Origin of the sequence: Prochlorococcus marinus (genome assembly GCF_001180245.1) — a bacterium.
Lineage (GTDB): Bacteria > Cyanobacteriota > Cyanobacteriia > PCC-6307 > Cyanobiaceae > Prochlorococcus_A > Prochlorococcus_A marinus_F.
In genome coordinates this window covers 177381-192662 of sequence record NZ_CVSV01000131.1, presented here as the reverse complement: position 1 = coordinate 192662, position 15282 = coordinate 177381, and the positions used below count along the sequence as shown (strand labels likewise).

18 protein-coding genes are annotated in these 15282 nt (G+C 34.1%); 6 read left to right on the top strand and 12 right to left on the bottom strand.

Annotation, left to right across the window (positions count from 1 at the left end; all coding sequences use genetic code 11):
* Window positions 1-1395: a chromosomal replication initiator protein DnaA gene (gene dnaA, locus AMO19_RS06320; protein WP_075507752.1), complete on the bottom strand. Its 1395-nt coding sequence runs from the start codon at window positions 1393-1395 to the stop codon at window positions 1-3.
* Window positions 1396-1588: 193 nt separating this feature from the next.
* Here dnaA and AMO19_RS06315 point away from each other — a divergent pair, with 193 nt between their 5' ends.
* Together AMO19_RS06315 and AMO19_RS06310 are read left to right on the top strand one after the other, a co-directional pair.
* The gene (locus tag AMO19_RS06315) at window positions 1589-2200 is read left to right on the top strand and encodes a TIGR04282 family arsenosugar biosynthesis glycosyltransferase (protein WP_075508045.1); all 612 of its coding nucleotides are present in this window, start codon (window positions 1589-1591) and stop codon (window positions 2198-2200) included.
* A 5-nt stretch (window positions 2201-2205) separates the two neighbouring features.
* On the top strand, window positions 2206-2889 hold the full coding sequence (locus AMO19_RS06310; RefSeq protein ID WP_075507751.1) for a TIGR04283 family arsenosugar biosynthesis glycosyltransferase: 684 nt from the start codon (window positions 2206-2208) through the stop codon (window positions 2887-2889).
* On the opposite strand, the gene AMO19_RS06305 is transcribed toward AMO19_RS06310, so the two are convergent.
* From AMO19_RS06305 to hisG, 3 genes are read right to left on the bottom strand one after another with little or no spacing between them, the layout of a single operon-like run.
* On the bottom strand, window positions 2890-3420 hold the full coding sequence (locus AMO19_RS06305; protein ID WP_011818066.1) for a GNAT family N-acetyltransferase: 531 nt from the start codon (window positions 3418-3420) through the stop codon (window positions 2890-2892).
* Complete coding sequence (locus AMO19_RS06300; protein ID WP_075507750.1) at window positions 3420-5216, bottom strand: ABC transporter ATP-binding protein; 1797 nt, start codon at window positions 5214-5216, stop codon at window positions 3420-3422. The genes AMO19_RS06305 and AMO19_RS06300 overlap by 1 nt, the downstream gene beginning before the upstream one ends.
* A gap of 12 nt (window positions 5217-5228) precedes the next feature.
* Window positions 5229-5867: an ATP phosphoribosyltransferase gene (gene hisG, locus AMO19_RS06295; protein ID WP_075507749.1), complete on the bottom strand. Its 639-nt coding sequence runs from the start codon at window positions 5865-5867 to the stop codon at window positions 5229-5231.
* A 40-nt stretch (window positions 5868-5907) separates the two neighbouring features.
* On the opposite strand from hisG, the gene gloB reads away from it, so the two are divergent.
* The 3 genes from gloB to AMO19_RS06280 all read left to right on the top strand — a co-directional run bounded on the left by gloB (window position 5908) and on the right by AMO19_RS06280 (window position 7378).
* Window positions 5908-6648, top strand: coding sequence for a hydroxyacylglutathione hydrolase (gloB, locus tag AMO19_RS06290; RefSeq protein ID WP_075507748.1), 741 nt, complete (start codon window positions 5908-5910; stop codon window positions 6646-6648).
* A gap of 24 nt (window positions 6649-6672) precedes the next feature.
* Complete coding sequence (locus AMO19_RS06285; protein ID WP_075507747.1) at window positions 6673-7065, top strand: Rid family detoxifying hydrolase; 393 nt, start codon at window positions 6673-6675, stop codon at window positions 7063-7065.
* Between the two features lie 85 nt (window positions 7066-7150).
* On the top strand, window positions 7151-7378 hold the full coding sequence (locus tag AMO19_RS06280; RefSeq protein ID WP_025953582.1) for a DUF3136 domain-containing protein: 228 nt from the start codon (window positions 7151-7153) through the stop codon (window positions 7376-7378).
* 6 nt (window positions 7379-7384) lie between these two features.
* Here the strand turns inward: AMO19_RS06280 and AMO19_RS06275 are convergent, their stop codons facing one another.
* The 8 genes from AMO19_RS06275 to AMO19_RS06240 all read right to left on the bottom strand — a co-directional run bounded on the left by AMO19_RS06275 (window position 7385) and on the right by AMO19_RS06240 (window position 14369).
* Window positions 7385-7624: a 4a-hydroxytetrahydrobiopterin dehydratase gene (locus tag AMO19_RS06275; RefSeq protein ID WP_025971883.1), complete on the bottom strand. Its 240-nt coding sequence runs from the start codon at window positions 7622-7624 to the stop codon at window positions 7385-7387.
* Window positions 7625-7698: 74 nt separating this feature from the next.
* Window positions 7699-7947, bottom strand: a complete 249-nt coding sequence (locus tag AMO19_RS06270) for a carboxysome peptide B (protein ID WP_011376112.1) — start codon at window positions 7945-7947, stop codon at window positions 7699-7701.
* Between the two features lie 19 nt (window positions 7948-7966).
* Window positions 7967-8218 carry a carboxysome peptide A gene (locus tag AMO19_RS06265; protein WP_025971882.1) on the bottom strand — a complete coding sequence of 84 codons (252 nt, stop codon included), beginning with the start codon at window positions 8216-8218 and terminating at the stop codon, window positions 7967-7969.
* Window positions 8219-8220: 2 nt separating this feature from the next.
* Window positions 8221-9750, bottom strand: coding sequence for a carboxysome shell carbonic anhydrase (locus tag AMO19_RS06260; RefSeq protein ID WP_075507746.1), 1530 nt, complete (start codon window positions 9748-9750; stop codon window positions 8221-8223).
* Window positions 9751-9757: 7 nt separating this feature from the next.
* Complete coding sequence (csoS2, locus tag AMO19_RS06255) at window positions 9758-12055, bottom strand: carboxysome assembly protein CsoS2 (protein WP_075507745.1); 2298 nt, start codon at window positions 12053-12055, stop codon at window positions 9758-9760.
* An 82-nt stretch (window positions 12056-12137) separates the two neighbouring features.
* A complete protein-coding gene (locus AMO19_RS06250) occupies window positions 12138-12479 on the bottom strand; it encodes a ribulose bisphosphate carboxylase small subunit (RefSeq protein ID WP_011376108.1) in 342 nt (113 codons plus the stop codon).
* A 93-nt stretch (window positions 12480-12572) separates the two neighbouring features.
* Window positions 12573-13988 (bottom strand): form I ribulose bisphosphate carboxylase large subunit, encoded by a 1416-nt coding sequence (locus tag AMO19_RS06245; protein WP_002805854.1) that lies wholly within the window; start codon window positions 13986-13988, stop codon window positions 12573-12575.
* 69 nt (window positions 13989-14057) lie between these two features.
* On the bottom strand, window positions 14058-14369 hold the full coding sequence (locus tag AMO19_RS06240) for a BMC domain-containing protein (RefSeq protein WP_002807869.1): 312 nt from the start codon (window positions 14367-14369) through the stop codon (window positions 14058-14060).
* 327 nt (window positions 14370-14696) lie between these two features.
* Between AMO19_RS06240 and AMO19_RS06235 the strand changes: the two genes are divergently transcribed.
* On the top strand, window positions 14697-15281 hold the full coding sequence (locus AMO19_RS06235) for a non-canonical purine NTP pyrophosphatase (RefSeq protein WP_075507744.1): 585 nt from the start codon (window positions 14697-14699) through the stop codon (window positions 15279-15281).
* The last annotated feature ends 1 nt before the right edge of the window (window position 15282 follow it).

Genomic DNA, 15282 nt, shown 5'->3' with positions numbered 1-15282 from the left:
CTATAAATTTTTTCTTGAATCTATTTGAAGTAAATCTCTTATTTTTTGAACTTGACTTGCAATATTTGGATCAATCGATAACTTTTTTTCAACTTGTTCGATAGCATACATAACTGTTGTATGGTCCTTACCCCCAAACTCATCTCCAATTCTTGGTAGGCTTAGATCCGTACCATGTCTCATAAGATACATACCTATTTGTCTAGCTTGACTTACTGGTTTTCTCCTACTTGAACTGATCAATTCATCAGTAGAAACTTTAAAGAAATCTGACACTTTATTAATAACTTGTTTTGGAGTAACAACTACACCAACACTATTAGGATCAAGCATTGGAGCAATTGATTGAACTGTCATTGGCAAACCTGTTATTGATGCAAATGCAACAGCTCTAGTAAATGCTCCTTCCAATTCTCGAATATTCGAAGTGAATCTTCCTGCAATAAATTGAATTAAATCTCTTGGAAGACTCATCCTCTCTTGTTCCGCCTTTTTTTGAAGGATGGCTGTCCTCGTCTCAAGGTCAGGTGGTTGAATATCTGCGGTCATACCCATTGAGAACCTAGAAATTAATCTCTCTTGAATTCCCGACAATTGATTTGGTGGTCTGTCACTTGCAATAACTATTTGACTTCCTGATTCGTGAAGTGCGTTAAAAGTATGAAAGAATTCTTCCTGTGTATACTCTTTGCCTTCTAAGAACTGTATATCATCTATTAAAATCAAATCTACATTTCTATATTTATCTCGAATAGCTGTCATTCCATCTCTTCTAATACCACTAATAACATCATTTGTAAAAGTCTCTGTAGATACATATTTAACTTTTGCTTCTGGATCTATTTCTACTCGATAATGACCTATTGCTTGCATTAAATGAGTCTTACCAAGGCCTACTCCTCCACAAATAAATAATGGATTGAATTCTCTCCCAGGAGATTCGGCAACGGCTAAAGCTGCGGCATGAGCCAACCTACTATTTGGACCTACAACAAATCTTTTAAAGACGTAGCGTAAATTTAAACCATTAGGATTTTTGAATTGATTTTTTGAAGAATTATTTTGGTTATTACTAGGATAAGATCTTGTTTTATGATGAATATTCTTTTCGTTAGCTTTATCTTCATTTGTTAAATCGCTGCTGGTATTCGTTTCAGATTTAAAAACAACTTTTACATCATGACCGCAGATTTCCTTCGCAGCTTTTTCAATAGTTTCGCAATAATTCTTTCTCAACCAATCACTAGAAAATGTATTTGGGGCGATTAAAGTTAATAAGCCATTTTCAAAACAATTAAACTTAGCAGGCCTTATCCATGTCTCAAATGAAGGCTTACTTAAAGTTTTTTGGAGTGATTGTTGAACTTCCGCCCAAATAGGATTAGTTGCTTGCAAAGTTTTATTCTCTAGATTATTAATCTAGTTGGAATTTAATAATTGGCCATTATCAAATCACAAGATCACGACAAATTTAAAATTATTTAACAAAGAATCGACTAAATTTATAAAAATAAATTTTATATTTTTTAATAGGCATATAATTATTTTAAATTTCACTAAATTATTGGATAAAGCATTACTTATTATCATGGCGAAATGGCATGGTTTTGGAAGATGCAAAACAAGATTATCAAAAGATATAGGTAAAAGTAATTCGGCGAAAATACAAAGTGTAATGACCAAACACACTATCTCAGTTGCAAAATTTCTTCAAGAAAATAAACTGCTTGATATTTCTATTGCCATAACTGGTTTGGGAGTAGGAAATTGTAGAAAATGGTCTAGAGAATTAGGAATCAAAAAATTTAATTTGCAGGGGAAAGGCTGCTTGGGAGAAAGAATGAAACGGCAAATAATTGTCAACAAAAGATTTTGTGCAAGGCATAAGATCAAAAATATTATTTTTATTGGTACTGACCTTCCAGATTTATGTCATCAAGATTTATTGAATACTCTAAAAGAGCTTCAACATAATGATCTTATTTTAGGACCATCTAACGATGGAGGATATTGGCTTATCGGTTTATCAGAAAAAATAATGTTATCACATACATATTTACCTTTTATCAACATAAAGTGGGGAACAGAAAATGTTCTGCAAAATACAATTGATAATTTTGCTTCTAAAAAATTAAAATACAAGTTTCTAGATAAAAAAATAGATATAGATACAATTATTGATATTGAAAATAGAAAATAATCGACTTGTCAAAAATTTCAATTATCATTCCAACTATTAATGAAGCTAGTAATTTGCCATTATTGCTTTCAGACTTGTCAAGTATTCAGAAAGAGGGCGAAATCATAATTGTTGATTCTGGAAGTGAAGATAAAACTATCGATATAGCAAATATTTATGGAGCGAAAGTATTTATATCCAAAGAAAGGAATCGAGGTTTACAATTAGATATTGGAGCTAAAAATTCAAAAGGAGATTGGCTCATATTTTTACATGCAGACACAAGATTAACTCATGATTGGTTTAAAAAAATAAACTCATTTTTAAAGGGAAACAAGAATATTATTTACTATTTTGAATTCAAAATTAATCACAAAAAGATAATTTATAGAGTTCTCGAAATTCTCGTGAATATTAGAAGTAAATTTTTTAAACAACCGTATGGTGATCAAGGTTTAATAATTCATAGAACAATCTATTTTAAGAATAATGGATTTAGAAATATACCTTTGATGGAAGATGTAGATTTTTTAATGAGATTAAACCAAAAAAAAGATTTAAAACAATTAAATTTTCCTATTTTTATAAGTTCAAGGAAATGGGAAAGAACTAATATTTTTCTCCAAGCAATTAAGAACTGGCACTTTAGAAGAAGATGGTTAAAAGGCGAATCGTTAAAATCTATATATTCTGACTACTACAAAAAATGATTAATTTGCATACCAAAAAGCACATTTCGACCCTCTAGGTTCTAAGATCCAACCTTGTCTTTTGTAAAATGAAACCACTTCAGCATCAGCAAAAAGGGTTACTTTAGAAATGCCAATATTTTTCAATTCTTTTAGAACATATCTCATTATCTCTTTCCCCAATCCAAGTCCTTGATAGACAGGGTTAATAGCTACATCCCAAACTGTTGCTTCTAGAATTCCATCGCCAGTGCATCTTGCAAATCCAACTAGTCTGGGAAATTTATCATCATGACGCCATAACCCAACAACCAAAATACTGTAATCTAAAGCTCTTTTTACTCTCCTTATAGGCCTTCTGCTCCAACCAACAGTTTGCAAAAGTTGATCTAGTTCTATTAGATCTAAATCTTTATTTTTACTACATACAAATATTTCTTCTTTAGTTGTTTGAGTGAATTCATAAGAATTTAAACCATAGAGATCTATCAGCTCATCCTTTGATATGCTGTTTGATTTTTTTATTAACGATCCTTGGTTTCTAAAAATCATTAAAAATTCACGTATCCCTTTTGTTGAAGCTCAGAGAGCTGAAAATATAAACCCTTTTTAAGTCTTAATTCACTATGCGTTCCCTCCTCAACTAATGATCCCCCTTTCAAGACTAAAATCTTATCAGAACTTTCAATAGTTGCTAATCTATGAGCTATTACTAATGCTGTTCTTTTTGACAGAATTCTCTCAAGATCTTTCTGCAAAGTAGCTTCTGTTGAGGGATCCATAAACGCTGTTGCTTCGTCCATTATTAAAACAACAGGATTTCTAATCGCTACTCGAGCTACGGAAAGAAGTTGTCTCTCTCCAGAAGAGAGATTTGCCCCTCTTTCTCTTAGTGAGGTGTTCAAACCTTCTGGTAATTTTTTTAACAAATTATCTAACCCTAATTCGTAACAAAGATTTTCTAATTCAAGATTGTCCAGATTCGAATTCAGTTTTAAATTATCTGCGACATTTCCACTAAAGATAAAGGTATCTTGCAAAACTACTCCCAACATATTTCTAAGAGTTGCAATAGGAATATCTTTGATATCTATATCATCGATTAAAATTTGACCCGATTGAGGTTCATACAATCTACACAATAGTCTTATTATGGTTGTCTTACCTGAACCAGTTGGACCGACAAAAGCCACATGCTCACCTGGATTAATCTTGAAAGATAAATTCTTTATAATGTGCTCTCCTTCGTTGTAGAAAAAATTAACATTTTTGAACTCAATTTTGCCCTTAAATTTTTTATTTACATTTTTAGCATTTTCTAAAAAATGTTTTGCGGAAGTAGAGTCCTTAATCTGTATTTCTTCATCCAATAATTCGTTTATTCTTTCTACAGCTGTTAAACCTCCTTGTATTTGAGTAAATCTTTCTGCAAGCTGCCTTAAAGGTTCAAAAAGTCTTTGAGAATATAAAATAAAAGTTGTTAATGTTCCTAAACCAATATTTCCAGAAGTAACAAGATATCCCCCAACTGCCAAAACCAAGGAAACTGCAGCAAGAGAAATCCATTCTATAAACGCCGAAATACTACTGTCATAAAATATTGTTCCATTAACTGCTTTCTTATAAGCAACTCCAGTTTTGGAAAATTTCTTGCTATTAAAAGCCTCTCTTCTGAACATCTGAACGACTTCTAAACCTTGAAGATTCTCTTGAAAATCAGAGTTTAGTTGAGACAATTCTTCCCTTACTTGATAATTGGCTCTTCTGTAACGTTTTTGAAGCCAGATAATAAAATATGAAACTGGGATTTGAGTCAAAAGTAATAAAATGGCAAGGCCCCGATCAATTGAAAGCATTGTCAAAGAAATTACTATCAGACTAACGAAGTCAGCAATGACTCCTACTGCCCCGCTACCAAAAACCTCGGCTAAAGCATCAACATCATTTGTTAATCTTGTTAATAATTTCCCAACAGGCATTTTATCGTGATACTTAAGAGATAAAGATATTGAATGATCAAAAAGTTCTCTTCTTATTCTTGCTGTCAAACGTTGTCCCACTGCTTGGATATTGTAAGTTTGATATCCCTGCAGAACTAATCTGAATAAAACAGTTATAAATAAAGTTACGATAATGGCATTTATCGACTGCCCAAAGAAAGTTTTACTTAGCCAAACATCTGTAGTTTCGTTCTTTAGAATGGTAATTGCCTGACCCACTAATAATGGTTGAATAGCACCAGAGAAAGAAACAGGTAACAAAACTATCAAGATTAGATAGATTGTTTTTTTATCTTTTGTTAAATATTTACCTAACTTTTTAATCCTTCTAAAATCTTTAAAAAACATTTAGCTAATCTTCTATAAAGCATTAGTTGATTCTATTGATAAAATTGTATCTCTGAGATGATTATCATCTAACCTCATAGATAAAGGATTTCCAATTAGTCTTGCAGTCGAGTAATAAAGATCATCTATTTTAATTAAACCATTCTCTTTGAGAGTCTTTCCGGTAGCCACCAAATCAACTATTGCCTCTGCCATACCTGTAATAGGACCAAGCTCGACTGATCCCGTCAAATGAACTATTTCTACAGGAATATTTAATTCTTCAAAATAAAATCTTGCTGTTTTTATAAATTTACTTGCTACTTTGCAATTCGCTGGAAGATCGGTTGGTTTTAAATAATTGCTATTTTTCTTAACCGCCAACGACATATGACAACCCCCAAATCCTAAATCTAATAATTTTGCTACTTTCAATTCAGATTCTCGTAAAACGTCATACCCAACAATACCCAAATCAGCCTGACCATAACTTACATAAACAGGCACATCTCCATTTCGTACTAATAGAGCTTTTGCCCGTTTACAATTTGATTCAAAGGTTAATGATCTATTATTTTCTTCCAACGCATTAGAGAAATCTAACCCAGCTTTTTTAAAAGTTGAAATTGAATCTTTTAACAGAGCTCCTTTTGGTAAAGCTATAGTAATCATAGATCAATTTCTTCCAAGGATTCTTCATTCTAATTTAACAATGGAATTTAATAAAGCTCGAAATATAATCGGACTTAGAGTTCTAAGTGATAACGTCATATGGTTGTTGGTAAAAGATAAATCCGTTGTAGTTATAGATCCATCTGTACACGAACCTGTTATTAGATATATAAATGAAAACAATTTTCACTTAGAAGCTATTTTGCAAACTCATCATCATTCAGACCATATTGGAGGGACGAAGTCTCTTATTGAAAAATGGCCAAATGTAAAGGTGATTGCTTCCTCCAAAGAAAAAAAGCGAATCCCTTTTCAAAATGTATCTGTTGAAGATGGAGAAACTTTAAATATTTTAGGGGAAGAAGTAAAAATAATTGAAGTATTAGGTCATACAAACTCACATATTGCCTACTTTTTGAATGGGGAAGATCCTGTTCTTTTTATTGGTGACACATTATTTTCTGGAGGCTGTGGAAGAATTTTTGAAGGAACTTATCAACAAATGTATTCTTCACTAGAAAGAATCAAATCTTTACCAAAAAATACTCTGATATATTGTGCACATGAATATACAAAGGAAAATATATTGTGGGCATTGAATCTCAAGCCAAAAGATCAAGATATAAAAAATAAACTTTCGGAAGTTGAAAAAAAACTTTCACTTAATGAATTGACAATTCCATTTTTACTTGATGAAGAGATGAAAATAAACCTTTTCTTAAGAGCAAAAAATTTAGAAGAATTTACTTTTTTAAGAGCAAATAAAGATTTATGGGTTTAAATAGATAGGTATCTTCTTAAACAAATGTCCCCCAAACAAGTAATTAAAACATCAAATGCTCCAGATCCAGTAGGACCTTATAATCAAGCAATAAAAGCTGGGGATTTTATCTATTGTTCTGGTCAAATTGCTATAGATCCAGCTTTAAATGAAATAACATGTTTAGGTGATATAGAGAAGGAAACTATTCAAGTTTTAAAAAATCTTGCAGAAGTTCTTAAAGCTGGTGGAGCCAAAATAGAGGATGTAATAAAAACAACTATTTACTTAACGGACTTAGGTAATTTTCAAATTGTCAATAAAATATATAGTGATTTTTTTAATATAGAGAATCCTCCAGCAAGGGCCTGTGTGGAAGTTTCATCTCTACCAAAAGGCGTTTTAGTTGAAATAGATTGCGTAGCATTTCTAGATTAATTTCTAATTATTGAGAAATTTGAAATATGAACCAATTGTGCACCATAGTTGTATAGATTATTAGTTGATAATTCATCTTTGATCTATGTCAGCAGCAAAGCTTAATATAGATGAACTAGAAGCAGGTTATCCTTTATTTTGCAAAGCTCTTAGACTATTAATCTTAAAAGGAAACTCAGTTAAAGATATAGAAAAGACAGTGTGTTGGGCGCATCTTGAGACTTTAAATAGATGTCTACCTGGTAGATATAAAGCCCCAACATATTTAATGGCTTTAATCAAAAGAGATATTGCAAAGCCTAATAATTATTAAAAAGGACTAATACTCTAAATAAAATTTATCAATATCCATTGAAAAGTCTTTTTCCTTTTCTGATATTTCTTTATTATCTAAAAATATTGAAAGACTTACAAAATTCTTACCGAAGCTGATATTTGGATAGATATCCCTTTCTTTGCATAATTTCTCAATTTCCCCCATGAATTTACTAATTTTTGAGTATTGATCAAATTCAAATCTTTTTTCAATCCTCAAAGGTGATTCTCTTTCATTCCACATTACATTCTTTATTCAAGACTAATTACACTATACATTCAACAAAGTTTCTCAATAAATTTTTGAAGTTAAAATTTTTAGTCACTCTCCCAATAATCAATAATACCTCCAATTGTTAAATCCGTTTGAACTTCTGGGTTAGGGCATGCAAATCTCGCAGCAGAGCCACTGGCAGTAAAAACCCAGTTACCTTCTCTGGCACCAACAGGATCAACTGCAACTAATTTCTTGCCCTTATTATTTTCCAAAATTCTTAAATTCATATGTCCTAAGCCAGCGACTCTTTGAGTACATACCATTCTTCCTAATACCTTCATAATTTCCATAATTTATATCCTCCTTTTTTTATGACTTGTCAGGATCCCAATGATCAATTATTCCAACAATCGTTAAATCGCTTGGATAAGATTTGCTTCCAGCTGCTTCCCTAGCAGCAGAACTTCCAACACAAATAACCCAATCTCCTGGCTTACAGCCAACAGCATCAACTGCAACTTTTTTAGAAGAACCATCTAATACAACCTGCAGATGTTTATGTTCAAAACCAGGAATCCTATTGGTAGAAACAAGTGGTTTTACAACCTTGCAAATCAACATAATTAGTGAGCCTCCTCTGTTTTTTTATCTAAAGACATTCCAATAATTTTGGCGGAATGAATGTTGTCCCTATCTCTAATAGTAGAGCAAGTATGTAACAAACCTTGATCAACTAAATTTTTATATCTAATTGATATCGCATTATTAACTCTTTCACAATCTTTTATTGCCCTCTCTTTTGCACCAGGCACTTTTCCAGAGTAATCAAATCTTATTACTACTGGAATAGGTAGATCTTGAGAAACATTTAATCCAGAAAAAATCTTCACTCCTACATCTAAATCTGGAGCCCCTTCTTCGACTGTATCTAAATGAGCAAAATAAGTTAAATTTCTGAGATGTACTTCTTTAAAACCTATACCTACTCCAATAAACCTCTCTGCATGTCCAATATCTTCATAGGAACCATTATGAAAACTCTTAACATAATCAATTTGAGAAATATTATTGACAATTAATTTATACATAAATTTTTCTAGTCCACTTAGTTTATCTTTTGAAGATTGTTTAGAAACTATTTGACAAATTTCTCTCTCTGCATCCTCTTGTGAAAAGTTTATTGTTGAATTATAAATTTCCAAAGTAGAAATAGTTTTTTCTAAATCAATCCCTCCATCCCTTGTTGACAAATGTATTTTTAATGAATCAGTGTCTGTATCAAGTCCAATTAACATTAAATCCACAGAAGCACCACAGCAAAAGCTATTCTCTACAGCCTCTTTGAAAGCATATAGTTTACTTCTACCTTCTTCTGCCGCTAACTGGTCATTACTCCCATGAGCTGCACATCCCTGATGCAAAGGATCTACAGAACTAAAATGATAAGTTACAACTTTTAAATACCTGGTATCATTATGCGCTTCATTAGGGATATTCTCTCTATATCTTTTATGTTCAGTTTTTACCCATCGATTAACGGTATTTTCAATATCAAATAGTGCTCCAGCATGGGATCTTCTTCTTACTGAACTAAAAGGTATTCTCATTACATAAGCAATTGAATGAGCTAATCTTCCATCTGAACAAGGAGTTATATCAAGTAAATGTATTCCACAATCTAAGAGAAATTTTTCAAAGTCTTCCGCATCCCTACTTCCAGCAGCACCTTCAAGTGGATCATTGTTAAAAAAATTATCGCTAAGTTTCTCATGCTGTTTGAAAGCACACCATGCATATAAAGCCCTCATATCAAGAGGTTTAACCCAGGATTTATCTAATACATGTAGGGGTAAATCTATTCCCAAATTTTTTCTTGATATTTTCTGAGCCTTATTTATAAAATCTTCGTGATGTTGAATTCGAGCAATTTCCTTGAGAGTTGGAACAATTTCGTCAAAATCACCTTTTATTTTACTTTCATACCTAAATAGATTTTCATTTTGGATATTGTTGGTTAATTTATGAGACTTTCCAGAATTTGGGAAATTATTTGATTCTTTAGTTTGTATATGGATATTTTCAGTAAAAGTTTTCATTGGAGCTGTTGGCCCCAATGTGAAGTTCTTGGCTTTAGCCAGTCCTCTTAAAGGCATTATTTACTTAACCTCTTGCACCACCTGAAAAGGTAACAAGTTGTCCTTCACGAGTATTTCCACTAGATCCAGTTATCAAGAAATCTGGTTTTTCTGTTTCCTCATTTCTTTTAACTTCCATAGGGGGCATTGCGCTCATAAATCCTGCTCTTGATGGATTTCGCTTTCTAGAGGAAGCTCCTTCTGTACCTGTTACCTTATCGCCGCGATCCCAATCATCTCCAGTTACGTTTCCTACTGATTGTCCTTCACCAGTAATCCTTGATGCGACTCTTTTTTCAGGTGTCTTTGCAACACGGTCTGCCTCTTCAATTTCCATTTTTTGTTTATAAGTAATATTTTTATTAGGTTCAAATCTAAATTTTTCAGTCCCAGTGACCTTATCAACTGCCATATCAAAAGGTCCTGTTACCTTTGAACCATTTTCATATTCATTACCTGTAACTCCTTGAGTATTTTTTTCAGAATATTTATCTCTTGATGGTGATTTAACAGAGAATTCATTCCAAGAGTTACCTGCTGATTTTTCTGGATTTGCATAAGCAGTATCATTTGGAGGATTATCGCAAGCTTGTGAGAACTGATCTCCACCAACATAAGGAGTCCCTGTTAGATTTTTACACGCACCTTTCTTAGCACCAGTCATTACTCCTCCAATTCCTGGTTGTTGTCCTGTAAGTCTGGCATTTGAATTATTTCCAGAATTAACTGTTGATCGGGATTTCATATCTTCAGAAATCTCAGTACTACAATTATCATTAATCTGATCTAAGCCTGCGTATGGTGTTCCTGTTAACACTTTGCATGAACCTGGTTCATCTCCAGTTACTATTTTTGATCTTCCTGTCATAGTCCCGCTTATTAAATTTGACTTTGAAGAAAGGCTTAAACCTACTTTTCTAGCTTCTGGTTTTGGTTTTGAACCGCAAAACTTCTCATATTGTTGAGATCCTATGTACTCATCACCAGTTACATTTTTGCAACTCCCCTGTTCATTACCTGTCATATGGTCTGATCGTCCTACACCTGTACCAGTTACATTATTCCCATTAAGAGTGTTGTAACTCCCTACTTTTTCAAATACCTTACCTTTTGGATTTGGCTCTGAGCCAAGATATTGATCTCCAGTTAACTGATGTCCAGAACCAGATTCATCTCCAGTAACAAGAGTTGATCTACCAGGAAGTGATCCAGATACTTTTAATCCATCAGTTGTAGTACTATGTTTAACCTTTGAAGGATTTTTTGAAACATCACCACAATACTTCTGTGATTGATTGGCAGATACATATTCAGTACCTGTAAGGTTTTTACAAGTCCCTGGCTCATCGCCTGTGACCCTTTCAGATCTACCGACTTCATTTCCAGTTACTTTATTACCTGATGTTGTAGAGGTAACAGTAGATCTAAGTGGTTGTTTATAACTTGGTCTATCTTGACAAAATTGGTCAACTACTTCTGCTCCCATATATTGAGTGCCAGTGACAGTTCTGCATGTACTTGCTTCATTACCTGTGGTTTTTACAGATCTATTAGCTTGTGTTCCAGTAACTATTTGACCGGAATCAGTTTCACTTTTACCAACTTTCCAGCTAGCGTCAGCAATATTTTGTTTAGCTCCATTTTTATTTGGACCACATGGTCTACATTTACCATTACCTTTTTTGCCTGTGGCACCAGTTTTACTTCTTAGCTCTCTCACTCTCTGAGAAATCTCTCTACTACTTAAATCTGGGTCTCCCCTTCTCGCTAAAGAAGCTGCACTGGTATTTTGTTTAGTTGCTGATTTTCCATGCTTAGATTGAGCTTCTCTTCTCGCTAAAACAATATCTCTACTTGTATTAGTTATAGGTTTTCTCTTCTGATTAATTCTTCTTTTAACGTTTGGTTTTAGAGACTTAGATTCTGTAATAGTTGAACCTTGACTTTCTTGTTTTTTACTTATTGTTGATTTAACTGTGGTTACAGGACTTTCTTTTTTAGCATCAGTACGGGTTCTATCGGATGAAGTTATAGCTGATTTGCCATGGGTAGACATTGCTTTTCTTCTCTCTATTACCAACTCTTTACTAGATAAAGTTGTTGAAGAAGACTTTCTGTTAACCTGAGTTTTTGGAATATGATTTGTAGCTGGTTTAGAAATATTTTGATTATTAGGAGAAGACTGAGTCCCAGAAATCTGTATATCTTGAGAAGATCGAACTCTATCTTTAGTAGTTGAAGAATAAGCAGCAGCTTTTTTACCGCTATCACTCATCGCCTTTCTTCTTTCTAATGCAATCTCTCTACTGGTTTTTTTTGACATAATCTTCAAATGTGAAACTCTTTTGAAAAAACTTTCTCCAAAAATATTTTTTGGAGAAAGATACTTACTACATAAAGTAGATTTAACGTCCTTGGAAAACTACAAAAGCTGTTCCTTGGCTTTGAGTGTAAGCATCGTATCCGATGATTCTTACATGGTGATCAGGGTATGCTCTATGACATGCCTCTAATTCACTTACAACCAAGTTAAGATCTTTTTCCCCAAAAAATGGGAGCTTCCAATAAGACCAATAAGTTTGCATACTTCCACTAGGATGAACATGCTCAATAACAGGACTCCAGCCTTGAGCAATTATGTATGCAATTTGATCGTATATTTCTTCCTGGGTCATCGGTGGTAAGAAACCGAATGTTTCCAGGGTTGCAACTGTTTGATAGTCGCCTACTGTGCTCTGGAAAGGCATAATTAATTTAAATGTGAATGAAAATACTCGTAATAGAACGAGGTTTGTAGAAGTTTGAGGAGAAGGAGAATCTCCTCAATATTGAAATCTGGTTTAACCTTGAACGTCTAGTTTGTCGACGGTATCAAATTCAAACTTAATTTCCTTCCAAGTTTCAAGAGCAATAGCTAATTCAGGACTGTGTTTAGCAGCTTCCATAAGAATGTCTCTACTCTCTTTTTCGATTTCGCGACCAGCATTACGTGCTTTTACACAAGCTTCTAAAGCGACTCTATTAGCTGCAGCTCCTGCAGCTGAACCCCATGGATGACCATGTGTTCCTCCACCGAACTGAAGACAAGAATCATCTCCAAAAATTGCTAAGAGTGCAGGCATATGCCAAACGTGAATACCACCTGATGCGACGGCAAATACTCCTGGCATTGAACCCCAATCTTGATCAAAGAAGTTACCTCTTGATCTATCTTCAGGAACAAATGACTCTCTTAAGTTGTCAATGTAACCAAGAGTTGTTTGACGATCACCTTCTAGTTTTCCAACAACTGTTCCAGTATGTAATTGATCTCCTCCGGAGAGTCTCAAACATTTTGCTAGAACTCTGAAATGGATACCATGTTTTGGATGTCTATCAATAACAGCATGCATAGCTCTATGAATATGTAGAAGCATGCCATTTTTACGACACCAGTTTGCTAATCCAGTATTTGCAGTAAAACCGCCAGTTATGTAATCATGCATGATGATTGGCATATCTAGCTCTTTAGCGAATTCAGCTCTTTCGTAGAGTTCTTCAGGAGTGTTAGCAGTACAGTTTAAGTAGTGACCTTTAACTTCTCCAGTTTCTTGCTGGGCAAGCTTAACTGCTTCTGCAACAAACTCAAATCTTTCTCTCCAACGCTGGAATGGTTGAGAATTTATATTCTCGTCATCCTTCGTTAAATCAAGACCACCTCTAAGGCACTCATATACAACTCGACCATAGTTTTTACCAGATAATCCTAATTTAGGTTTAATGGTACAACCAAGAAGAGGTCTTCCATATTTGTTTAAACGATCTCTTTCAACTACAATTCCATTTGGTGGACCACCGCAAGTTTTGATGAAAGCGATTGGGAATCTAATATCTTCTAGACGTAAGTGTCTTAAAGCTTTAAATCCAAAAACGTTTCCTACTAGAGATGTTAATACGTTTGTAATAGAACCTTCTTCAAAAAGATCTAGAGGATATGCAATAAAAGCATAAAAAGCTTCAGGATCTCCAGGAACGTCTTCTATTCGATAACAACGTCCTTTATAAAATTCTAAGTCTGTAAGTAACTCGGACCAAACTGTTGACCAAGTACCTGTTGAAGATTCAGCGGCAACAGCTGCTGCAACTTCTTCTCTGGGGACACCTTCTTGACCTGTACATTTGAAACAGGCTAGTAAATCGGTGTCTAGGGGTACATATTCTGGAGTCCAGTAGGTATCTCTGTACTCCTTTACCCCTGCATCATACTTCTTACTCATAAGGATAAATTTAGGTCTGTGTAGGGAAAATAATTATTGTGCAAAATTTATAAATCTTGCTTTACTTAATTAGTCCTTTTGACCAAGAAATTCACCGTTACCTAGAGCAGGTTCAACTTCTCTGTGAGGACGAGCAATAATGTGAGCTGCAACTAAACCGTCACCAACTCTTTCACAAGCATCTGCACCAGCTCTTACAGCTGCGTTAACTGCGCCTGTTTCGCCTCTAACTAATACTGTGACATAACCGCCGCCAACGAATTCACGACCAATAAGGCGAACTTCTGCTGCCTTTGTCATTGCGTCTGCTGCTTCGATTGCAGGTACAAGTCCGCGTGTCTCGATCATGCCGAGAGCGATACCCATTGTTTCTGTAGCCATTGTCTACTAAATACTAAATGTGGAATGTTCAATTCGAAGAATGCTTCATTAAGTACTTATAAGTCAAGCGTTTTCGATAAAATCTCCATTAATGTTTTTTCTATCATTCATAAGTTAAACTTATCACCCTTGGTACTATTGATATGTCAATACTTATGCAAATTAGTTAGTGCATCAAAACATACTGTTGTGTTAAGAAAAAATTTACATTATGTTATTTCCGTACGAGGCAGGCCCTGTCTACACAGGTGTGGAATGTTCAACCTTTCCTGTCTCCGTATCTAGCTTTAAAGTAAGATAATATTCTCAATAAATTTATTTGTTATTTTGAACCTTCCAGTCCTAACTATTGCTAGTGGCAACAAAAGCAAAGTTTCTGAAATTTCAGAAATGCTGGATGTTTTGTCTTTAAGGGTTCAGAAGCAACCAGAATATTTAAATGTCGAAGAGACTGGAAACACATATTTTGAGAATGCACTTTTAAAAGCAAAAGCAGCCGCTTTAGAGACAAAAACTTGGGCATTAGGTGACGATTCAGGCCTTGAAGTTGATATCTTAGATGGCCGACCAGGCATATATTCTGCTCGATATGCCAAAACCAACGCTGAAAAAATTAAAAAATTAATTAATGAACTTTCTGATAGTCCTTACCGGAGCGCAAGATTTATAAGTTGTATGGTTTTATGTGATCCCTCAGGAAACTTAGTGAAGGATACAACTGGAATATGCTGGGGAGAAATTCTTAAGACCCCAAAATATCCACATGGGGAGTTCGAATCTATTTTTTGGGTAAAAGAAGCAAACTGTGTTTATGGAGAGCTCTCACAATCGCAACTTAGTAAGCTAGGAAGCAGGGGTAAAGCTGCAAAAATTATGTCACCTTATCTAAAAAAAGAAATTGGTTTAAATTAAA